Annotated in this window: 21 protein-coding genes; 11 read left to right on the forward strand and 10 right to left on the reverse strand. The window is 73.4% G+C overall.

From position 1 onward, the window contains the following. Window positions 1-12: 12 nt before the first annotated feature. Genes ACWC2T_RS13605 through ACWC2T_RS13615 form a run of 3 tightly spaced genes read left to right on the forward strand, consistent with a single transcriptional unit; the run spans window position 13 to window position 2,108 of the window. A complete protein-coding gene (locus tag ACWC2T_RS13605) occupies window positions 13-603 on the forward strand; it encodes a TetR/AcrR family transcriptional regulator (protein ID WP_450670527.1) in 591 nt (196 codons plus the stop codon). 15 nt (window positions 604-618) lie between these two features. Beyond that, complete coding sequence (locus tag ACWC2T_RS13610; protein WP_450670528.1) at window positions 619-1,203, forward strand: DUF4865 family protein; 585 nt, start codon at window positions 619-621, stop codon at window positions 1,201-1,203. Continuing rightward, window positions 1,200-2,108, forward strand: coding sequence for a phosphotriesterase family protein (locus ACWC2T_RS13615; RefSeq protein WP_450670529.1), 909 nt, complete (start codon window positions 1,200-1,202; stop codon window positions 2,106-2,108). The genes ACWC2T_RS13610 and ACWC2T_RS13615 overlap by 4 nt, the downstream gene beginning before the upstream one ends. Before the next feature lie 180 nt (window positions 2,109-2,288). Here ACWC2T_RS13615 and ACWC2T_RS13620 read toward each other — a convergent pair whose 3' ends face one another. Together ACWC2T_RS13620 and ACWC2T_RS13625 are read right to left on the reverse strand one after the other, a co-directional pair. Continuing rightward, window positions 2,289-3,527 (reverse strand): ROK family protein, encoded by a 1,239-nt coding sequence (locus ACWC2T_RS13620; protein WP_450670530.1) that lies wholly within the window; start codon window positions 3,525-3,527, stop codon window positions 2,289-2,291. 36 nt (window positions 3,528-3,563) lie between these two features. After that, window positions 3,564-4,208, reverse strand: coding sequence for an alpha-ketoglutarate-dependent dioxygenase AlkB family protein (locus ACWC2T_RS13625; RefSeq protein ID WP_450670531.1), 645 nt, complete (start codon window positions 4,206-4,208; stop codon window positions 3,564-3,566). A gap of 68 nt (window positions 4,209-4,276) precedes the next feature. Between ACWC2T_RS13625 and ACWC2T_RS13630 the strand changes: the two genes are divergently transcribed. Continuing rightward, the gene (locus ACWC2T_RS13630; RefSeq protein WP_450670532.1) at window positions 4,277-5,410 is read left to right on the forward strand and encodes a methyltransferase; all 1,134 of its coding nucleotides are present in this window, start codon (window positions 4,277-4,279) and stop codon (window positions 5,408-5,410) included. Here ACWC2T_RS13630 and ACWC2T_RS13635 read toward each other — a convergent pair. Beyond that, window positions 5,407-6,264, reverse strand: coding sequence for a class II fructose-bisphosphate aldolase (locus tag ACWC2T_RS13635; protein WP_450670533.1), 858 nt, complete (start codon window positions 6,262-6,264; stop codon window positions 5,407-5,409). The two genes, ACWC2T_RS13630 and ACWC2T_RS13635, sit on opposite strands and share 4 nt — an antisense overlap. Window positions 6,265-6,295: 31 nt before the next feature. After that, window positions 6,296-7,177: an SIS domain-containing protein gene (locus tag ACWC2T_RS13640; RefSeq protein WP_450670534.1), complete on the reverse strand. Its 882-nt coding sequence runs from the start codon at window positions 7,175-7,177 to the stop codon at window positions 6,296-6,298. Window positions 7,178-7,316: 139 nt separating this feature from the next. Here ACWC2T_RS13640 and ACWC2T_RS13645 point away from each other — a divergent pair, with 139 nt between their 5' ends. Continuing rightward, window positions 7,317-8,096 (forward strand): DeoR/GlpR family DNA-binding transcription regulator, encoded by a 780-nt coding sequence (locus ACWC2T_RS13645; RefSeq protein ID WP_450670535.1) that lies wholly within the window; start codon window positions 7,317-7,319, stop codon window positions 8,094-8,096. Between the two features lie 25 nt (window positions 8,097-8,121). Here ACWC2T_RS13645 and ACWC2T_RS13650 read toward each other — a convergent pair whose 3' ends face one another. Next, a complete protein-coding gene (locus tag ACWC2T_RS13650) occupies window positions 8,122-8,517 on the reverse strand; it encodes a luciferase domain-containing protein (RefSeq protein WP_450670536.1) in 396 nt (131 codons plus the stop codon). Window positions 8,518-9,093: 576 nt separating this feature from the next. Between ACWC2T_RS13650 and ACWC2T_RS13655 the strand changes: the two genes are divergently transcribed. Both ACWC2T_RS13655 and ACWC2T_RS13660 read left to right on the forward strand, forming a co-directional pair. Next, window positions 9,094-10,272, forward strand: coding sequence for an MFS transporter (locus tag ACWC2T_RS13655; protein ID WP_450670537.1), 1,179 nt, complete (start codon window positions 9,094-9,096; stop codon window positions 10,270-10,272). Window positions 10,273-10,410: 138 nt separating this feature from the next. Then, a complete protein-coding gene (locus ACWC2T_RS13660; RefSeq protein ID WP_450670538.1) occupies window positions 10,411-11,151 on the forward strand; it encodes a maleylpyruvate isomerase family mycothiol-dependent enzyme in 741 nt (246 codons plus the stop codon). 7 nt (window positions 11,152-11,158) lie between these two features. Here ACWC2T_RS13660 and ACWC2T_RS13665 read toward each other — a convergent pair whose 3' ends face one another. Then, window positions 11,159-11,557: a MarR family winged helix-turn-helix transcriptional regulator gene (locus ACWC2T_RS13665; protein ID WP_351205435.1), complete on the reverse strand. Its 399-nt coding sequence runs from the start codon at window positions 11,555-11,557 to the stop codon at window positions 11,159-11,161. An 85-nt stretch (window positions 11,558-11,642) separates the two neighbouring features. On the opposite strand from ACWC2T_RS13665, the gene ACWC2T_RS13670 reads away from it, so the two are divergent. Further along, complete coding sequence (locus ACWC2T_RS13670; protein ID WP_450670539.1) at window positions 11,643-13,133, forward strand: MFS transporter; 1,491 nt, start codon at window positions 11,643-11,645, stop codon at window positions 13,131-13,133. A gap of 71 nt (window positions 13,134-13,204) precedes the next feature. Then, on the forward strand, window positions 13,205-13,489 hold the full coding sequence (locus ACWC2T_RS13675) for a DUF6332 family protein (protein WP_450670540.1): 285 nt from the start codon (window positions 13,205-13,207) through the stop codon (window positions 13,487-13,489). Here the strand turns inward: ACWC2T_RS13675 and ACWC2T_RS13680 are convergent. The 3 genes from ACWC2T_RS13680 to ACWC2T_RS13690 all read right to left on the reverse strand — a co-directional run bounded on the left by ACWC2T_RS13680 (window position 13,450) and on the right by ACWC2T_RS13690 (window position 16,130). Continuing rightward, on the reverse strand, window positions 13,450-14,115 hold the full coding sequence (locus ACWC2T_RS13680) for a response regulator (protein WP_388752701.1): 666 nt from the start codon (window positions 14,113-14,115) through the stop codon (window positions 13,450-13,452). The genes ACWC2T_RS13675 and ACWC2T_RS13680 overlap by 40 nt on opposite strands. Further along, window positions 14,112-15,335, reverse strand: coding sequence for a sensor histidine kinase (locus tag ACWC2T_RS13685; protein ID WP_450670541.1), 1,224 nt, complete (start codon window positions 15,333-15,335; stop codon window positions 14,112-14,114). Before ACWC2T_RS13685 ends, ACWC2T_RS13680 begins: the two co-directional genes overlap by 4 nt. 108 nt (window positions 15,336-15,443) lie before the next feature. Continuing rightward, window positions 15,444-16,130 carry a TetR/AcrR family transcriptional regulator gene (locus ACWC2T_RS13690; protein ID WP_450670542.1) on the reverse strand — a complete coding sequence of 229 codons (687 nt, stop codon included), beginning with the start codon at window positions 16,128-16,130 and terminating at the stop codon, window positions 15,444-15,446. A gap of 144 nt (window positions 16,131-16,274) precedes the next feature. Between ACWC2T_RS13690 and ACWC2T_RS13695 the strand changes: the two genes are divergently transcribed. After that, on the forward strand, window positions 16,275-16,724 hold the full coding sequence (locus ACWC2T_RS13695; RefSeq protein ID WP_450670543.1) for a nitroreductase family deazaflavin-dependent oxidoreductase: 450 nt from the start codon (window positions 16,275-16,277) through the stop codon (window positions 16,722-16,724). A gap of 77 nt (window positions 16,725-16,801) precedes the next feature. Here the strand turns inward: ACWC2T_RS13695 and ACWC2T_RS13700 are convergent, their stop codons facing one another. Then, entirely contained in the window at window positions 16,802-18,043 is a 1,242-nt protein-coding gene (locus ACWC2T_RS13700) for a geranylgeranyl reductase family protein (RefSeq protein ID WP_450670544.1), read from the reverse strand. A gap of 140 nt (window positions 18,044-18,183) precedes the next feature. Between ACWC2T_RS13700 and ACWC2T_RS13705 the strand changes: the two genes are divergently transcribed. Further along, window positions 18,184-19,539: a M20/M25/M40 family metallo-hydrolase gene (locus tag ACWC2T_RS13705; RefSeq protein WP_450670545.1), complete on the forward strand. Its 1,356-nt coding sequence runs from the start codon at window positions 18,184-18,186 to the stop codon at window positions 19,537-19,539. Window positions 19,540-19,597: the final 58 nt, after the last annotated feature.

A 19,597-nucleotide genomic window follows, 5' to 3' on the forward strand; every position in this document is an offset into this window, starting at 1 on the left:
TACAGTGGAGGCATGAGCACCTCGGAACGACTGATCGAGTCCACCCGTGAGCTGCTGTGGGAGCGCGGGTACGTGGGCACGAGCCCCAAGGCGATCCTGGAGCGCGCGGGCGCCGGCCAGGGCAGCATGTACCACCACTTCAAGGGCAAGCCGGACCTCGCCCTGGCGGCGATCCGGCGGACCGCACAGGAGCTGCGGACCACCGCCGAGCAGGTTCTGGACGGTCCGGGCACGCCGTACGAACGCATCGAGGCGTATCTGCTGCGCGAGCGTGACGTGCTGCGCGGCTGCCCGATCGGGCGGCTGACCATGGACCCGGACATCGTCGCCAGCGACGAGCTGCGCGCGCCGGTGGACGAGACGATCGCGTGGATCCGGGAGCGGATCGCCGGAGTCGTCGAAGAGGGCAAGCGGCAGGGGCAGTTCGCGTCCTCACTGGACGGCGAGGAGATCGGCGCGGCGGTCCTCGCCACCGTGCAGGGCGGCTATGTCCTCGCCCGTGCCTCCGGCTCCCCCGCCGCCTTCGACGCCGGGGTGCGCGGTCTGCTCTCCCTGCTCGCACCCCGGACTCCCGGACCGGAGAACTGCGACCACCCCGTCTGAGAAGGGATGCAGGACATGCACGCCATGCAGTACGAGTTCACCCTGCCCGCCGACTACGACATGGGCATCATCCGCTCCCGTATCGCCCGCGTCGCGCACCTGCTGGACGACTGGGACGGCCTCGGCATCAAGACGTACGTGCTGCGCGAGCGCGGAGTGCACGGCTCGCCGGTGAACCAGTACGGGCCGTTCTACCTCTGGAACACCGTGGAGGGTATGAACAGCTTCCTGTGGGGCGGCGCCTTCCAGAGGCCCGTGAACGACTTCGGCCGGCCGGCGATACGGCAGTGGACGGGCCTGGCGTTCGAGGAGGGCACCGCGGCCGGGTCCGCGCCCGCATTCGCCGTGCGCCGGCGCCGACCGGTACCGGAGGGCGTGGAGTTGGCCGCGTTCATGGCGGACGCGGCGGCCGAGACCGGGCGGCTGGCGGCGGAGGACGGCGCCGTCCTCGCGGCGGCGGCCGTGGACACGCGCGCGTGGGAGCTGGTGCACTTCTCGCTCTGGGAGCACGACACGCCCAAGGCCGACGGGGACCTCTACCGGGTACTGCACCTGTCCGCGCCCGGCCGGGAGCGGCTGCCGCGCGGGCGGCAGTGGTGAGCCACGTCCGGACGGTCCTCGGCGACATCCGGCCCGAGGAGCTGGGCGTGTGCGACGCGCACGACCATCTCTTCCTGAGCAGCCCGCAGTTGCCGGGCCAGGAGCTGAACGACCTGTCGGCCGCGCGGGCGGAGCTGGCCGCGTTCCGGGCGGCGGGCGGAGCGGCCGTCGTGCAGTGGACGCCGTACGGCATGGGACGGCGGGCTGCGGACCTGCCGGAGCTGTCCCGGGCCACCGGTGTGCGGCTGGTCTGCGCCACCGGACTGCACCAAGCCGCGCACTACGACCGGGGGTTGCTCGACTCGCTGCGTGGCCGGCTGGCCGAGCTGTTCGTGTCCGAGCTGACCGAGGGCATCGGCACGAGCGGGGTGCGCGCCGGTCTGATCAAGGTGGCGGGCGGCTTCCACGCGCTCGACGCGCACGCCCGCCGGACCATGGCCGCGGCGGCCGAGGCCCACCACGCCACTGGTGCGCCCATCGCCGTCCACCTGGAGCTGGGCACCGCCGCGCTGGACGTACTCGACCTGCTGTGCGGCGAGTTGGAGGTGCCCGGCGACCGGGTGATCCTGGGTCATCTGAACCGCTTCCCCGACCCGGTGGTGCAGCGGCAGGCCGCCGCCTCGGGCTGCTGGCTCGCCTTCGACGGGCCCTCCCGCGCCCATCACGCCACCGACTGGCGGATGCCACAGGCGGTACGGGCCCTGGCGGAGGCCGGCTTCGGTGACCGGCTCCTGCTCGGCGGCGACACGGTGGTCTCCGGGGCCCGCTCGGTCGACGGCGGTCCCGGTATGCGCCATCTGCTGGACAGGGTCCGGCCGCGGCTTGCGGCGGAGCTGGGTGCGGAGTTGACGGGCCGGATCCTCACCGAGCATCCGGGGCGGGCCTTCGCGGTCGACTGGCGGTGAGCTCCTGTCCCCCGGCAGGCTCGGCCGGGGGTTCTCCGGCGGCCTTCACGTGCATTCCAACCCTGTGCGCAAGGGCGATCGTTCCCGTTCCGGAGGTGACTCCTGCCCTGCCGTCCGGGGCTTTTCCCGGCCGCCCTGACGGGTGACCGCGCGGTCCCACCGGGGGCGCCGGGACCGCCGTCAGCGCAGCGCCCCCAGCGGGTCGTCCAGGACCGGCTGCCAGGCCAGTTCGGCAGCTCCCACCAGGCTGTTGTGGTCCAGGGTGCAGGGCAGGATGGGCACGCCGCCGCTCTGGCCCCACAGGCTGCGGTCGGCGACCACCGCGCGGAGCCGGCCGGGATCGGCGTCCAGGAGGGTGCGGTGGAGGCCGCCGAGGATGATGCGGTCGGGGTTGAGAATGTTGACCAGTCCGGCCAGGCCCAGGCCCAGACGGTCGATCAGGGCCTCGGCGGCCGTGCGGACGAGCGGGTCGTCGTACTGGCTGCGCAGCAGGTCGTTGGCCTGTTGGAGCAACGACACCTCGGGGCCCGGCTCGCGGCCCGCCTCGACCAGCAGCGCCAGCGGGTCGGCCTCGACGTCCAGACAGCCGCGGCTGCCGCAGTGGCAGGGGCGGCCCTCCGGGTTGACCGTGAGATGGCCGACCTCCAGCGCGAGGCCCGAACTCCCGGTGTGCAGGCGGCCGTCCAGCACCAGGGCGCCGCCGACACCGCGGTGCCCGGTGGCCACGCACAGCAGGTCCCGGGCGCCCCGGCCGGCGCCGTGCCGGTGTTCGGCGAGGGCGGCGAGGTTGACGTCGTTGCCCGCGAAGGCCGGACCGGTGAGGCCCGCCGCGCGCACGCACTCCGCGAAGATCCGCCGGACGGGTGCGCCGACCGGCCAGGCCAGGTGCAGCGGGTTGAGGGCGAGGCCGTCGGGTTCGGCCACGGCGGACGGTACGGCGAGCCCGGCGCCGACACACCGGCGGCCGGTCGTGCGCAGCAGTTCAGCGCCCGCTTCCACCACCGAGCCGAGCACCTTCGCCGGGTCGGCGTCGACGGTCTCGCAGCCGGGCGCGGTGGCCACGATCCGCCCGCCGAGGCCGACCAGCGCGGCCCGGAAACCGTCGGCGTGGACCTGTGCGGCGAGCGCCACCGGGCCGTCCTCGGCGACCTGCAGCCGGTGCGAGGGGCGGCCCTGGGAGCCGGCCGCGGCGCCCGGCCGGGCGTCCACCCGGATCAGCCCGAGCGCCTCCAGCTCGGCGGCCACCGCGCCGGCCGTCGCCCGGGTCACCCCGAGTTCCGCGGTGAGCACGGCCCGGGTCGGCGCCCGTCCGGTGTGCACCAGCTCCAGCGCGGGTCCGAGCGCTCCGCGCCCCCGGTCCAGTCGCGCCCTCGAGGTGGTCCTCTCCCCTGCCGTCCCGGGGTCCGCCTTGCCGCTCATGAGGGCGAGTCTCCCATGATCCCCAGGTGCGGCGGCCTACAGGCCGCTGACCCGAAGTGTGATGTTCAGCCGACCGGACAGGCCCAACCCGGTCGGCGCGGTGCCCCCGTACACCCGCGGAACCCCGTGGTAGGCGAGCCGCGACGGCCCGCCGAACACGAACAGATCGCCGCTGCGCAACTCGACATCCGTGTAGGGCTTGCCCCGCGTCTCGGTGTTCCCGAACCGGAAGACACAGGTGTCGCCCAGGCTCAGCGACACCACCGGCGCGTCCGCCTTCTCGTCGCTGTCGCGGTGCATGCCCATGCGGGCGTCGCCGTCGTAGAAGTTGATCAGCGCGATGTCGTAGGCGTACGGCTCCTGCGGGCCCAGCGCGGTGGCGGCGGCGCGGCGGCCCAGCGCGCCGAGCCAGGCCGGGAACGGCTTCACCGGCGCGCCGTCGCCGTCGACGGCCGTGCGGGCGTAGCCGTACGGGTACCAGTGCCGGCCGAGGCAGACCTGCCGGGCGGTCATCGTGCCGCCGCCCGGGGTGCGGACGGTGCGCAGTCCGGCGGGCGGCCGCGCCCACTGGCGGCAGGCGGCCAGCAGCTCGCGCTGCCCGACGCTGTCCAGCCAGTCCGGGACGTGCACGGCGCCCGGCGCGACCTCCGCGCGCTCCCGGGCAAACAGCTCGTCCTCCATGCACCCATCCTGCCCCACCAGTGCTGAGCTGCGGCTCCGCTAGCCTGGGAGGCACGATGAGCGACCGTATGACGACACCGTGGGGCGAGGCAGAGCTGTCCCGCTTCCCCGAGGATCCCCGCGACCGGCTGCGCGCCTGGGACGCCTCCGACGCGTACCTGCTGCGCCACCTGGCCGAGGAGGGGGTGCCGCTCACGGGCTCGGTCGTGGTGGTCGGGGACCGCTGGGGGGCGCTGGCGACGGCGCTCGCGGAGCACCGGCCGGCGCAGATCACCGACTCCTTCCTGGGCCAGGAGGCGACCCGGGCGAATCTGGCGCGGGCCGGTGTCGAGCCCGGTCGCGTCCAGTTGCTGACCACCCAGGATCCGCCGCCGGATCGGGTGGACGTGCTGCTGGTGCGGGTGCCGAAGAGCCTGGCGCTGCTGGAGGACCAGCTGCTGCGGCTGGCGCCCGCCGTGCACGCCGGCACGGTGGTCGTCGGCACCGGGATGGTGAAGGAGATCCACACCTCCACGCTGCAGTTGTTCGAGCGGATCCTCGGCCCGACCCGGACCTCGCACGCGCAGCAGAAGGCCCGGCTGATCTTCTGCACCCCGGACCCGGCGCTGGAGCGGCCGCCGAACCCGTGGCCGTACAGCTACGCGCTCCCGGACGGCATCGGCGTCGTCTCCGGGCGCACGGTCGTCAACCACGCCGGGGTCTTCTGCGCCGACCGCCTCGACATCGGCACCCGCTTCTTCCTGCAGCACCTGCCCGGACCGGGCGCGGGCCGGGTGGTGGACCTCGGGTGCGGCAACGGCGTCGTCGGTACGGCGATGGCGCTCGCCGATCCGGCGGCCGAGGTGCTGTTCGTGGACGAGTCCTTCCAGGCGGTGGCCTCGGCGGAGGCGACCTACAAGGCCAACGGGGTGCCCGGGCACGCGGAGTTCCGGGTCGGCGACGGGCTGGCCGGGGTGGCGCCCGGCAGTGTGGACCTCGTCCTGAACAACCCGCCGTTCCACTCCCACCAGGCCACGAGCGACACGACGGCGTGGCGGATGTTCACGGGGGCGCGCCGCGCGCTCCGGCCGGGGGGTGACCTGTGGGTGATCGGGAACCGGCATCTGGGGTATCACGTGAAGCTGAGGCGACTGTTCGGTAACAGTGAACTGGTCGCCTCCGACCCGAAGTTCGTGGTCCTGAGGGCCGTCAAGAGGGGCTAGTCCCTCGTTGACAGGACGCCGATGATCCGCCGCACCTCCCCTGCCATCGCCTCCCGCCCCACGCTCAGGTACGTACGGGAGTCGACGGCTTCCGGATGCGCCGCGAGGAACTCGCGGATCGCGCCGGTCATGGCGGCGTTCAGCGCCGTGCCGACGTTGACCTTGGCGATGCCGCCGGCCACCGCCGCGACCAGGCCGTCGTCCGGGACCCCGGAGGAGCCGTGCAGGACGAGGGGGACGGACAGCGCGGCGGACAGCCGTTTGAGCAGGCCGTGGTCGAGCGCGGCGGTGCGGGTGGTCATCGCGTGCACACTGCCGACGGCGACGGCGAGCGCGTCGACACCGGTGCGGGCCACGAAGTCGCGGGCCTGGTCAGGGTCGGTGCGGGCGCCGGGCGCGTGCGCGTCCAGCGGGAGCCGGCCGTCCTTGCCGCCGATCTGACCCAACTCGGCCTCGATCCACAGGCCCTGGGCGTGCGCCCAGTCGGCGGCGGCCCGGGTGGCACAGAGGTTGTCGGCGTACGGCAGCCGGGCCGCGTCGTACATCACCGAGCTGAACCCGGCGTCGGTCGCCTGGCGCAGCAGGTGGTCGCTCTGCACATGGTCGAGGTGCAACGCCACGGGAACGGTGGCGCGTTCGGCCGCGGCAACGGCGGCCCGGGCCAGCGGCAGCAGCCGCCCGTAGCGGAACTTGACGGCGTTCTCGCTGACCTGGAGCACGACCGGCGCGCCGGCCGACTCGGCGCCGGCGATGACGGCCTCGACGTGCTCGAGGGTGATGACGTTGAAGGCGGCGACGGCGGATCTGGTCCCGGCGGCGGCGGTCACCAGCTCGCCGGTGGACGTGAGGGGCACGTGCGGTGTCCTTCCGGGCGCGGGTCGGGTCTCAGGGGGCGAGGATCACCGAGCGGGTGAGATGGCGCGGCTGGTCGGGGTCGAGGCCGCGGGCTGCGGCGACGGCGACCGCGAGCCGCTGGACGCGGACGAGTTCGGCGAGCGGGTCGAGTGTGCCGCCGACCCACAGTCCGCCGGTGGCCCGGACCTGCCGGTCGAGGCCGTCGGGTGCCGCGCCGAGCATCCAGGTCGCCCTGCCCTCGGTGGTGATGCTGATCGGGCCGTGCCGGTACTCCATCGCCGGATACGCCTCGGTCCAGGACAGCGAGGCCTCGCGCATCTTCAGCCCGGCCTCGCTCGCGAGCCCGACGGTCCAGCCGCGCCCGAGGAAGGTGAACTGCTTGCAGGCGACGAGTTCCTCGGGAAGAGGAGTGGACAGGGCCGTACGGGCGTCGGTGACGACGGAGTCGGTGTGCAGGCCGACATGGGCGCGCAGGAGGGTGAGGGCGGTGGTGGCGAACCGGGTCTGGACGACGGAGCGTTCGTCGGCGAAGTCCAGCACCACGAGGTCGTCGGCGGCCGACGTCACCGGGGTGTCCGGGTCGCCTATGACGGCGGTGGTCCGGGTCGTCCCCCTCAACTCGCCCAGCAGTTGCAGCACTTCGGTGGTGGTGCCGGAGCGGGTGAGGGCCACCACCCGGTCGTAGACGCGCCCGTACGGGAACTCGGAGGCCGCGAACGCGTCGGTCTCGCCCTGTCCGGCGGCCTCGCGCAGACCGGCCACCGCCTGCGCCATGAAGTACGAGGTCCCGCACCCCACGATCGCGACCCGCTCCCCCCGCCCCGGCAGCGCGTCCCGGTGCCGCCCCGCCTCCTCGGCCGCCCGTATCCAGCACTCCGGCTGGCTGTTCAGCTCGTTCTCGACATGGGTCATGCCCACACCCTCCCCCTTGCTGATTCAGCTTGCTGATTGTTCCTGCAAGGTATAGCGAGCTTTCGAGCACAATCAAGCATTCGTGCGCAGAGTCAGGTGCGCTAGGGTCACCGGGAACACTTCGGAACGGAGGCTGCGGATGTCCCGGGACGCCCGCTGGAAGGCGCTGCTGGAACTGCTCGTCGAGCGCGGCCGGCTGGAGGTGGAGGAGGCGGCGGCCGAGCTGGAGGTGTCGGCGGCGACGATCCGCCGGGACTTCGACCAGCTCGCCGAGCAGCAGATGCTGGTGCGCACCCGGGGCGGCGCGGTGGTGCACGGGGTGTCGTACGAACTCCCGCTGCGCTACAAGACGGCTCGTCGCGCCTCGGAGAAGCAGCGCATCGCCAAGGCCGTGGCCGAACTCGTCGCGCCGGGCGAGGCGGTGGGGCTGACCGGCGGCACGACCACCACGGAGGTGGCCCGCGCCCTGGCCGTGCGCGGCGATCTGTCCACCGGATCGCCCGCGCTGACCATCGTCACCAACGCGCTCAACATCGCCAACGAGCTCGCCGTGCGGCCCCAGTTCAAGATCGTGGTGACGGGCGGTGTGGCGCGCCCGCAGTCCTACGAGCTGATCGGCCCGCTCGCGGACGGGGTACTCGGTCAGATCACGCTCGACGTGGCGGTGCTCGGAGTCGTCGCTTTCGACGTCACGCACGGCGCGGCGGCCCATGACGAGGCGGAGGCCGCGATCAACCGGCTGCTGTGCGAGCGCGCCGAGCGGGTGGTGGTCGCCGCGGACTCCAGCAAGCTGGGCCAGCGGGCGTTCGCCCGGATCTGCGGGGCGGAGCTGGTGGACACGCTCGTGACCGACACGGCGGTGGGGCAGGAGACGGTGCGCCGCTTCGAGGAGGCGGGCGTCCGGGTCGTCGCCGTGTGACGGGCGACTCGTCGCAGGCGTGGGCTCAGAGGCCGCCGTGGTCGGCCTTCACGAACCCCGCGCCCCGCTGGTCGTTGCAGCCCACCGGAGGCCGGTCGAGCGGGTCGGGCCAGGTCTGCTGGGCCTGGAGCGCCACGCTCACCAGGGTGAGCAGCAGGTCGACGTCGCTCGCCGCGTCGAGGCGCAGGGTCACCCACTGGGAACCGGGCACGATCCTGATCGCGCCCACGTCCCTGAGGTCCTTGGCGAACCGCCGGATCGCCCGGTCGGTCAGCCGCAGATCCACGTCGCGGTCCGAGTGGAAGTGGGCGATCTCGCCCTGGGCCGAACTCACCGCCTGTCCCTGACCGCAGCTCGGGACCGCCTGGCTCAGGTCGGGCCAGGTCGCCAGTTGCGCGAGCGCGCGCGAGGCCAACGTCATGGGCCCATCATGGCCCGCTCACCCGTCGGCAACCAGGTCGTGAGCAAGCATTAACCGACCTGTATCCGACCGCGGAACGGGCATGGCCCGCCGAGGAGGCCGCCGAACATGGCATGACCTCCCGTCGCGTTGGCGGCGTCGCCTGCCCGAGCGAGCACAAGTAGGCGCAGGCCGGGGCATATCGGGCCGGTTCTCGGGCAGTCGGGCTCCGGTCCTGAGCGACACCGGGTCGGGCTGGTCACCACTGCCGGGCGCGGTGCCGACGCCAAGGGACACAGACGTTCCCGGCCGACCGCCAAGGGAGTTGAGTCCGCCCGATCCAGGGCGGGCACGGAGTCCGCCGAGCCGAGGCCCACGCAGACGGGAGGGCACGGCGCCACCCTGGCCCACCTCCGCGCCCCGCCCACCGCGCAGGACACCGGCGCGAACGCGCCCGGTGTACGCCTCCCTCGCACCCCTCGCCTCCATCACGCCGCCGGGTCGCCGCACCCCTCCGGCATTTCGCTTGCCCCATCCCCGCACCCCGCCTAGCCTGACTTTGTGCCGCAAATAAACAAACCCCGAACGCACAGCGTCGTGCCGGGTGGCAGCCGCGATCTCGCCCGGCTCCGCATCGCACTCACCGCCTTCTTCGCCCTCGACGGCTTCGTCTTCGCGGGCTGGGTGGTCCGCATCCCCGCCATCAAACAGCAGACCGACTCCTCGGCCGGCGCCCTGGGCCTCGCCCTCCTGGGCGTCTCCGCGGGCGCCGTCATCACGATGACGCTGACCGGTCGGCTCTGCCGCCGCTACGGCAGCCATCCGGTCACCGTGGTCTGCGCCGTCCTGCTCTCCCTCAGCGTCAGCCTGCCCCCGCTGACCCACTCCGCGCCCGCCCTCGGCGCCGTACTCCTCGTCTTCGGCGCCGCCTACGGCGGTATCAACGTCGCCTTCAACAGCGCCGCCGTCGATCTGGTGGCCGCGCTGCGGAGGCCGATCATGCCGTCGTTCCATGCCGCGTTCAGCCTCGGCGGCATGATCGGCGCCGGTCTCGGCGGACTGGTCGCCGGTGCGCTCTCCCCCACGCGGCATCTGTTCGGCCTCACCCTGATCGGGCTCCTCGTCACGGCCGTCGCCGGGCGCGTCCTGCTGCAGCAGGAGCCGCCCGTCCCGGCGGACCGCGCGCCCTCCCCGCCCCCGGCGGCGCACCGTACCGCGGCGCGGCGGCCGGGCGGCCGCGGACTGGTCGTCGTCTTCGGGCTGATCGCGCTGTGCACCGCCTACGGCGAAGGGGCCATGGCCGACTGGGGCGCGCTCCACCTGCAGCAGGACCTCGCGGCGTCGTCCGGCGTGGCGGCGGCCGGGTACGCGTGTTTCGCGCTGGCCATGACCGCGGGCCGGGCGACCGGCACGACCCTCCTGGAGCGCCTCGGCCGCGCCCGCACGGTGATCACCGGCGGCACCGTCGCGGCGGTGGGCATGCTGCTCGGCTCCCTCGCGCCGTCCGTGTGGGCCGCGCTGATCGGCTTCGCGGTCACCGGGCTCGGGCTCGCCAACCTGTTCCCGGTCGCCGTGGAGCGGGCGGGCGCGCTGACCGGCCCGTCCGGCGTGGCCGTCGCCTCGACGTTCGGCTACGGCGGCATGCTGCTCGGGCCGCCCGCGATCGGGTTCATGGCCGACTGGTTCTCCCTGCCGGCCGCACTCACCAGCGTGGCGGCCCTGGCTGCCGTCGCCACGGCCATCGGGGTGTGCACGCGGCGGACGATGGGCGCCTGAGGCCACGGCCGGCATCGGCGGCCGCGACCTTCGGCGCACCGGGAAGACACCATCGCCCGGCCCCGGCCGGCGGGCCCGGCCGGCGCCGCGTGGAAATTGCCGGCCCCGCGAGCACACCCATCGGGCACACTCACCCCCATGGACACTGCCGACTTCCTTCAGACCCTGGACCGGGAGGGCCGGTTGCTCGCGGCGGCCGCCGCCGCGGCCGGGACCGATGCCAAGGTGCCGACCTGCCCGGAGTGGCAGGTGCGCGACCTGCTGCGGCACACCGGCGCGGTGCACCGGTGGGCCGCGGCCCTCGTCGCCGAGGGGCACACGGAACCCCGCCCCTTCGGCGACCTGCCGGACCTGGACGGTGACGAACTGGTGGACTGGTACCGGGACAGTCACCGCCTGCTGGTCGACACGCTGGCCGCCGCGCCCGCCGACCTCGAGTGCTGGACCTTCCACCCGGCGCCCAACCCCTCACCGCTGGCGTTCTGGACCCGGCGCCAGGCGCACGAGACGACCGTCCACCGGTACGACGCCGAGGCCGCACGGGGCGGTACGGCCTCGCCGGTCAGGGCGGACTTCGCGGTGGACGGCATCGACGAACTGCTGCGCGGCTTCCACGCCCGCCCCAGGAGCCGCGTCCGTACCGACGAGCCGCGCCTGCTGCGGGTGCGGGCGCTGGACGCGGGGCCGGACGCGGTGTGGACCGTACGGCTGACGCCCGAGCCGCCGGTGACCGTGCGGGCGGAGAGCGGGGAGGCGGAAGCCGAACTGTCCGGTCCGGCCGACGAGTTGTACCTTGCGCTGTGGAACCGCAGGCCCGTGCCGAACGTGTCCGGTGACCGCTCCCTCGCCGCCCTCTGGCAGGAGAAGAGCGGGATCTGACGTCGGGTCAGTCGCCCTCGGTCAGCATCCGGGTCAGCACCGCGCGCTGCACCGGCCGTACCTCGCCGTGCAGCGCGCGCCCCTTCGGTGTGAGCGCCACCCGGACCCCGCGCCGGTCCTCGGCGCACATGGCGCGCTCGACCAGGCCGTCCTTCTCCAGGCGCCCGATCAGCCGGGACAGCGCGCTCTGGCTGAGATGGACGCGCTCGGAGATCTCCTGCACGCGGTAGGCGCAGCCGCCGTCCGCCGCCGCGCCCTCGGCCAGCAGGTCGAGGACCTCGAAGTCGCTGGCACACAGGCCGTGTCCGTGCAGGGCCCGGTCCAGCTCGCACTGGGTGCGGGCATGCAGTCCCAGGATGTCCCGCCACTGCTCCACGAGCGCCTGCTCGGCCCTGTTCGACGCCATGGGCGCACCGTAGCAGAGAAGCAAGATTATTGCATCGGAATTAAATGCATTTGCATCTCATGCATGCGCATGTAGTGTCGTCGGCATGACCTCTCCGCTCACCCACTCCACGGCACCGTCCCCGGCGGTTCGCTGGACCCCCCGGCTGTGGGGCACCCTGCTGGTGCTCTGCGCGGCGATGTTCCTGGACGCGCTGGACGTGTCGATGGTCGGCGTCGCGCTGCCGTCCATCGGCTCCGACCTGCACCTGTCCACCTCGACGCTGCAATGGATCGTCAGCGGCTACATCCTGGGCTACGGCGGCCTGCTCCTCCTCGGCGGCCGCACCGCCGACCTGCTCGGCCGGCGTCAGGTGTTCCTCGTCGCCCTCGGTGTCTTCGCGCTCGCCTCGCTGCTCGGCGGGCTCGTGGACTCGGGTCCGCTGCTGATCGCCAGCCGGTTCGTCAAGGGTCTGAGCGCGGCCTTCACGGCCCCGGCCGGACTGTCGATCATCACCACGACCTTCCCCGAGGGTCCGCTGCGCAACCGCGCCCTCTCCATCTACACCACCTGCGCCGCCACCGGCTTCTCCATGGGCCTGGTGCTCTCGGGCCTGCTCACCGAGGCCAGCTGGCGCTTCACCATGCTGCTGCCCGCCCCGATCGCCCTCCTCGCGCTGCTCGCCGGCCTGCGGCTGCTGCCGCGCAGCGCCCGCGAGGAGACCCACGACGGCTACGACATCCCCGGCGCCGTCCTCGGCACCGCGGCGATGCTGCTGCTGGTCTTCACCGTCGTCCAGGCACCCGACGCCGGCTGGGCCTCGGCCCGCACGCTGCTGTCCTTCCTCGCCGTCGCGGTGCTGCTCACCGCCTTCGTCCTGGTCGAACGGCGTTCGCCGAGCCCGCTGATCCGGCTGGGTGTGCTGCGCTCGGGCAGCCAGGTCCGCGCCCAGCTCGGCGCGATCGCCTTCTTCGGCAGCTACGTCGGCTTCCAGTTCCTGACCACGCTGTACATGCAGTCCCTGCTGGGCTGGTCGGCGCTGCACACGGCGCTGGCGTTCCTGCCGGCGGGCGCGCTGGTGGCGGTGTCCTCCACCAAGGTCGGTGCGATCGTCGACCGGTTCGGCACTCCGCGCCTGATCGCGACCGGTTTCGCCCTCATGGTCCTCGGCTACGCGCTGTTCCTGCGCGTCGACCTCGACCCGGTGTACGCGGCCGTGATCCTGCCGTCCATGCTGCTGATCGGCGCGGCCTGCGCGCTGGTCTTCCCCTCGCTCAACATCCAGGCCACCAACGGGGTCGAGGACCACGAGCAGGGCATGGTCTCCGGTCTGCTCAACACCTCGGTGCAGGTGGGCGGCGCGATCTTCCTGGCGGTGGTCACCGCCGTGGTGACCGCGAACGCCCCCGCGCACGCCACCGCGCAGGCCGTCCTGGACAGCTACCGGCCGGGCTTCATGGTCGTCACGGGTGTCGCGGCGGCAGGTCTGCTGATCACCCTCACCGGCCTCCGCGGCCGGCGTACCCAGCAGTCCCTCGTGGTCGCCAGGTCCACCGTGGCGGAGGCGGAAGCGGAGCGCGTGGCGGTCCGCGACTAGGGGGAAGCCTCCAACCGTGCGCCCGGCGGGGCCGATTGCCCCGCCGGGCGCACGTCTGTGAAGCTGGGGGAATGGACGCATACGGGGGACGCCGCACCGAGGCGCAACGGGACGCGGCGACGGTCGAGATCGGTTACGCGCTGGTGAGCGCCGCCTTCGCAGCGGCGGTGCTGTTCGGGGCCGTGGCCGGGCCCGCGCTGCTCTTCGACCTGCCGCGCCTGCTGTCCCTGGGCCTGCTGCGGCTCGGCATGACGGTCGCGCCGGTGGTGTTCGTGGCCCGGGTGGTGAGCGTACTGGTGCGCTTCCGACGGGCGGCTCAGCCCAGCCAGCCGGGCCGCACCAACCCCGACTCGTAGGCCAGCACGACGAGTTGGGCGCGGTCGCGCGCGCCCAGCTTCACCATCGTGCGGCTCACATGGGTCTTGGCGGTGAGCGGACTGACCACCAGCCGGCGGGCGATCTCCTCGTTGGACAGGCCGATGCCGACCAGCGCCATCACCTCCCGCTCCCGCTCGGTGAGCCGGCCGAGCGTGTCCGCCGTCGCGGGCTCCTTGGAGCGGGCCGCGAACTCCGCGATCAGCCGGCGTGTGACGCCCGGCGACAGCAGCGCGTCCCCCTGGACCACCGCCCGTACCGCGCGCAGGAGTTCGTCCGGTTCGGTGTCCTTCACCAGGAAACCGGAGGCGCCGGAGCGGATCGCCTCGAAGACGTACTCGTCCAGCTCGAAGGTGGTGAGCATGACCACCTTCACGTCCGTCAGCTCCGCGTCGCCGGTGATGCGCCGGGTGGCGGCGAGACCGTCCAGCAGGGGCATGCGGATGTCCATCAGGACCACGTCCGGCCGTAGTTCGCGCACCAGGCGCAGCGCCTCCTCACCGTCGGAGGCCTCCCCGGCCACCTCGATGTCCGGCTGGGCGTCGAGCAACGCCCTGAAGCCGGCCCGTACGAGCGACTGGTCGTCGGCGAGCAGTACCCGGATCACCGGTCCTCCCTGGTGTGCGACGGCAGTACGGCGAGCACCCGGAAGCCGCCGTCGAGGCGCGGGCCCGCCTCGATGGTGCCACCGAGGGCGGCGGCCCTCTCCCGCATGCCGGCCAGCCCCTTTCCGCTGCCTCCGGCGTCGGCGCCGGTGGCCGGCCCGTCGTCGTCGATACGCAGCCGCAGCGCGTCGCCGTCGTGGGCGAGCCGCACGCGCGCGTGCCGCGATCCGGAGTGCCGTACGACGTTGGTCAGGGCCTCCTGCACGATGCGGAAGGCGGCGAGGTCGGCGCCGGGCGGCAGCCGCGGCGTCTCGCCCTCGATCTCCACGGTGAGTCCGGCCGCGGCCGCCTGCTGCACCAGCTCCGGCAGCCGGTCCAGGCCGGGGGCGGGGGCGCGCGGGGCGGCGCCGGGGGCGCGCAGGGTGTCGAGTACCTGGCGCACCTCGCCGAGCGCCTCCTTGCTGGCGGCCTTGATGGTGGTGAGCGCCGTGCGCGCCTGCTCGGGGTCACTGTCGAGCAGGGCGAGCCCCATGCCGGCCTGGACGTTGATGACGGAGATGCTGTGCGCGAGCACGTCGTGCAACTCGCGGGCGATCCGCAGCCGTTCCTCGTCCGCGCGGCGCCGCGCCGCCTCCGCCCGGTCGGCGCGCTCTCGCGCCCACTGTTCGCGCCGCACCCGGACCAGTTCCGCCAGGGCGACGAGCGCCAGCACCCAGGCGGCGATGCCGATCTCCTGGTAGACGTTGCCGCCCTTGTCGCCCGAGGGCGGGAGCCAGCGGTAGAGCCACAGGGCGATCAGCGCGTGCCCGGCCCACAGCAGGCCGACGGCTCCCCAGGCCGCCCGCCGGTGCCCGGCGACGACCGCGCTGAAGCAGCCGACGGCGACGGTCAGGAAGACCGGTCCGTAGGGGTAGCCCGCGGCCAGGTAGACCAGGGTCGCCGTCGCGGTGCCGTAGGCCACGGCCACCGGATACCGGTGCCGCCACAGCAGCAGGACCGAGCCGACGAGCAGCAGCACGCGCGCGTACCCGTCCAGGGGCACGCGCAGGGGCTGGCTGTGGGCCGCGAAGTGGGTGCCGACGACGACGAACGCGGTGAGCAGCACGGTGGTGCGCCAGGGCCGGCGGGCCCGGTGCGGCTCCGTCTCGACGGGGGCACTCCGCCACGGCGGCCCGTACCGCCACCACTGCCCCGGAGCGCGCTGCTCTTCCATGCAGGCCACGGTAGACGCCGCCGGGCGGCACGGACGTCAGCCGGACGAGGTGATCACGCGTACTCCCGGGGAAGTACGACGCCGACCGCGGGCTCCGTATCGGGCGCCGCCCTGCGCCTACCGCAACCCCACGCCGTGCGCCAGACCCGTGACCGCGTGCCGGAAGAAGGCCTCCCGGTCCTCGACCACGTTGTTGAACTGGCCGAACAGCTCGAAGCTGACCAGTCCGAACAGCTGGGCCCAGGCCGCCACCAGGGCCGCCATCACCTCGGGCGGCAGATCGGGCGCGAGGTCGGCGGCCATGCGCTCGGCCTCGGGGCGCAGCCCGGCGGGCAGGGGGAGGCCGGCGAGGCCGGAGCCTTCGCGGGCGGCCCGGACGATGCCGATGAAGACGAGGCCGACCCGGGCGGCCGCCGGGACCGTGGTCTGGGGGGCGGCATAGCCCGGCACGGGTGAGCCGTAGATGAGCGCGTACTCGTGCGGGTGGGCGAGCGCCCAGCCGCGCACCGCCTCGCACACCGCCGTCCAGCGGGCCACCGGGGCGCCCTCGGCCGCGGCGTCCCGCGCCTGCTCGGCCGCCTCGCCGAGCGAGTCGTAGGCATCGATGATCAGGGCGGTGAGCAGCTCGTCACGGCTGGGGAAGTAGCGGTAGAGCGCCGAGGAGACCATGCCCAGTTCGCGGGCGACGGCCCGCAGCGAGAGCTTGGCCGCGCCTTCCTCCGCCAGCTGTCTGCGGGCCGCTTCCTTGATGGCGGCGGTGACTTCGATCCTGGCCCGTGCCCGGGCGCCCTGTGTGGTGCTCATACCAGCAGTGTGCCACGAGGGAGAGCGGTGCACACAAACAAGAGCATCGAACAAGAAAGAGAGCACCGCTCTTGCCATGGAGCACCCGTCTGCGCCACAATCGAGTCAAGCGAGAGCACCGCTCTCCCAACCGTGGGGGTCATCATGTCGACACACGTGAAGAAGCCGGGCTGGTTCACCATCAACGTCTTCAACCGGGCCGTGGCCTGGGTCACCCGGCGTGGCATCAGTGTCTGGGGCTCCCGGGTCCTGGCGGTCCGCGGGCGCAAGAGCGGGGAGTGGCGCACCACTCCGGTCAACCTGCTCACGGTGGACGGTCAGCACTACCTGCTCGCCCCCCGCGGCCACGTCCAGTGGACCCACAACATGCGGGCGGCCGGCGGCGGCGAGCTGCGGCTCGGCAAGAACGTGGACGTCTTCACGGCCACCGAGGTCGCCGACGACGACAAGGTCCCGCTGCTGCGGGCCTACCTCAAGCGCTGGAAGGCGGAGGTCGGGGTCTTCTTCGACGGCGTCGGCCCCGAGTCCGCGGACGAGGACCTGCGGCGCATCGCCCCCGACCACCCGGTCTTCCACATCACGGTCGCGAACTGACCGGAGCCCGTCGCGGCTCGGCGCGGGCCGGTGCCGTCCCCCACCGGCCCGGTGCGCACGGGCTCCGTCCGGCCCGGTCAGGAACCCGCCGGATCCTCGACCGGAACCGCCTCCCCCCGGTCCAGCGCGGTCAGGGCGCGCTGGGCGAAGGGGTGGGTGCGGACGATGTCGCCCAGGGAGGTCGAGCCCTGCGTGATGTCGCGGAAGGCCCGCCATGCGGGGCGGAATCCGGTGAGGGCCGCGTGGAAGAGGCCGGGACGCCTCTCGAACACGGTCAGCAGGCGCTTGCCCACGCTCATCTCGACGCCGAGCCCGGCCTTGATCGCGAACGCGTAGTTCAGGGCCTGGCGGCGGGTGTCGACCGCGTCGTGCGCCTCGGCGATGCGCACCGCCCACTCCCCCGCGAGCCGGCCCGACCGCAGCGCGAAGGAGATGCCCTCGCGCGTCCACGGCTCCAGCAGCCCGGCCGCGTCACCGCAGACCAGTACCCGGCCCCGGGACAACGGCGAGTCGTCGGCGCGGCAGCGGGTCAGATGGCCGGAGGAGATCGACGGCTCGAAGCCGGACAGGCCGAGGCGGGCGGTGAAGTCCTCCAAGTACCGCTTGGTGGCCGCACCTTCACCGCGCGCGGAGATCACGCCGACCGTCAGGGTGTCTCCCTTGGGGAACACCCAGCCGTAACTGCCCGGCAGCGGGCCCCAGTCGATGAGCACCCGCCCCCTCCAGTCCTCGGCGACCGACTCCGGGACCGGGATCTCCGCCTCCAGGCCGAGGTCCACCTGGTCGAGCTTCACCCCGACGTGCGCTCCTATGCGGCTGGCGCTGCCGTCGGCGCCGACGACCGCGCGGGCCAGCACCGTCTCGCCGCCCTGGAGGACCACGGCGACCGTACGCCGGTCGGGGACCGCCGAGCCGTGCTGCTCGACCCGCTGCACCAGGACGCCCGTACGCAGCTCGGCGCCCGCCTTCTGGGCGTGCTCGACCAGCTGCTGGTCGAACTCGGGCCGGTTGATCAGGCCGAAGAGCATCTGCTTCGAGCGGCGGGTGCGGGTGAAGCGGCCGTTGTTCGAGAAGGTGACCGCGTGCACCCGGTCGCGGAGGGGCAGCTCGAAGCCGGGCGGCAGCGCGTCGCGGGAGGGTCCGATGATGCCTCCGCCGCACGTCTTGTACCGCGGCAACTCGGCCTTCTCAAGCAACAGCACGCGCCGGCCCGCGACCGCGGCCGCGTAGGCAGCCGAGGCTCCCGCGGGTCCCGCGCCCACCACGACGACGTCCCACACCCGCTGCACGTCGTCCGCCGAAGAGTTCTCGCCGCTCACGTTGGTCTACCGCTCCGATCAAGCCGCTGCCGTGGTGTCCCTGGCATCCTACGGCGGCCGTCGTCGCAGGCCACTGTGGGAGTATCGGGACACATACCCTGTTCAAGCTGTTCAACGTCGCACCCACGAGGAGCGTGCCCATGTCGTCGAATCCGGTCGCCGAGACCGTCGCCTCGCTGCTGCCCCGCGCGAAGGCGGAGCTGGCCGAGCTGGTCGCCTTCAAGTCGGTGGCGGACTTCACGCAGTTCCCCAGGAGCGAGAGCGAGGGCGCCGCGAACTGGATCGCCGACGCGCTGCGCGCCGAGGGGTTCGTCGACGTCGCGCTGCTCGACACCCCGGACGGCACGCAGTCCGTCTACGGCTATCTGCCGGGCCCGGCGGGCGCGAAAACGGTTCTCCTCTATGCGCACTACGACGTCCAGCCCCCGCTGGACGAGGCCGGCTGGACCAGCCCGCCGTTCGAGCTGACCGAGCGCGACGGCCGCTGGTACGGCCGCGGGGCCGCCGACTGCAAGGGCGGCGTGATCATGCACCTGCTCGCCCTGCGCGCCCTGAAGGCCGACGGCGGCGTCCCGGTGAACGTCAAGGTGATCGTCGAGGGCTCGGAGGAGCAGGGCACGGGCGGCCTGGAGCGCTACGCCGAGCAGCACCCGGAGCTGCTGGAGGCCGACACCATCGTGATCGGCGACGCGGGCAACTTCCGCGTCGGCCTGCCGACGGTCACCACCACCCTGCGCGGCATGACCCTGGTCCGGGTGCGGATCGACACCCTCGCGGGCAATCTGCACTCCGGCCAGTTCGGCGGTGCCGCTCCGGACGCGCTCGCCGCGCTGATCCGCGTGCTGGACTCGCTGCGCGCCGAGAACGGCTCCACCACGGTCGACGGGCTGGACGCCACGGGGACGTGGGACGGCCTGGAGTACACCGAGGAGCAGTTCCGCGCGGACGCCAAGGTGCTGGACGGGGTCGGGCTGATCGGTGACGGCTCGGTCGCCGACCGGCTCTGGGCCCGCCCGGCCGTGACCGTCCTCGGCATCGACTGCCCGCCGGTGGTCGGCGCCACCCCGTCCGTGCACGCGAACGCCCGCGCGCTGGTCAGCCTGCGGGTGCCGCCGGGCGTGGACGCGGCCGAGGCGACCAAGCTGCTCCAGGCGCACCTCCAGGCGCACACCCCGTGGGGCGCCCGGGTCACCACCGAGCAGATCGGCCAGGGCCAGGCCTTCCGCGCCGACGCCGCCAGCCCGGCCTACCAGGCGATGGCCGACGCGATGGCGGTCGCCTACCCGGGCGAGACCATGCAGTACGCAGGCGAGGGCGGCTCCATCCCGCTGTGCAACACCCTCGCCGGGCTCTACCCGCAGGCGGAGATCCTGCTCATCGGCCTGAGCGAGCCGGAGGCGCAGATCCATGCGCTCAACGAAAGCGTCCACCCGCAGGAGCTGGAGCGGCTGTCGGTCGCCGAGGCGCTGTTCCTGCGCAACTACGCGGCGGGCTGAGCCCCTCTGCCCACGGCAGAGCGCCCTCGCCCACGGGCGGGGGCGCCGCCTACGGTCG

Source organism: Streptomyces sp. NPDC001393 (genome assembly GCF_053597455.1).

Coding starts and splice junctions, on each gene's coding strand:
- ACWC2T_RS13605 (WP_450670527.1), top strand. CDS start 13: ATGAGCACCTCGGAACGACTGATCGAGTCCACCCGTGAGCTGCTGTGG.
- ACWC2T_RS13610 (WP_450670528.1), top strand. CDS start 619: ATGCACGCCATGCAGTACGAGTTCACCCTGCCCGCCGACTACGACATG.
- ACWC2T_RS13620 (WP_450670530.1), bottom strand. CDS start 3,527: ATGAGCGGCAAGGCGGACCCCGGGACGGCAGGGGAGAGGACCACCTCG.
- ACWC2T_RS13625 (WP_450670531.1), bottom strand. CDS start 4,208: ATGGAGGACGAGCTGTTTGCCCGGGAGCGCGCGGAGGTCGCGCCGGGC.
- ACWC2T_RS13630 (WP_450670532.1), top strand. CDS start 4,277: ATGACGACACCGTGGGGCGAGGCAGAGCTGTCCCGCTTCCCCGAGGAT.
- ACWC2T_RS13640 (WP_450670534.1), bottom strand. CDS start 7,177: ATGACCCATGTCGAGAACGAGCTGAACAGCCAGCCGGAGTGCTGGATA.
- ACWC2T_RS13645 (WP_450670535.1), top strand. CDS start 7,317: ATGTCCCGGGACGCCCGCTGGAAGGCGCTGCTGGAACTGCTCGTCGAG.
- ACWC2T_RS13650 (WP_450670536.1), bottom strand. CDS start 8,517: ATGACGTTGGCCTCGCGCGCGCTCGCGCAACTGGCGACCTGGCCCGAC.
- ACWC2T_RS13660 (WP_450670538.1), top strand. CDS start 10,411: ATGGACACTGCCGACTTCCTTCAGACCCTGGACCGGGAGGGCCGGTTG.
- ACWC2T_RS13665 (WP_351205435.1), bottom strand. CDS start 11,557: ATGGCGTCGAACAGGGCCGAGCAGGCGCTCGTGGAGCAGTGGCGGGAC.
- ACWC2T_RS13670 (WP_450670539.1), top strand. CDS start 11,643: ATGACCTCTCCGCTCACCCACTCCACGGCACCGTCCCCGGCGGTTCGC.
- ACWC2T_RS13675 (WP_450670540.1), top strand. CDS start 13,205: ATGGACGCATACGGGGGACGCCGCACCGAGGCGCAACGGGACGCGGCG.
- ACWC2T_RS13690 (WP_450670542.1), bottom strand. CDS start 16,130: ATGAGCACCACACAGGGCGCCCGGGCACGGGCCAGGATCGAAGTCACC.
- ACWC2T_RS13695 (WP_450670543.1), top strand. CDS start 16,275: ATGTCGACACACGTGAAGAAGCCGGGCTGGTTCACCATCAACGTCTTC.
- ACWC2T_RS13705 (WP_450670545.1), top strand. CDS start 18,184: ATGTCGTCGAATCCGGTCGCCGAGACCGTCGCCTCGCTGCTGCCCCGC.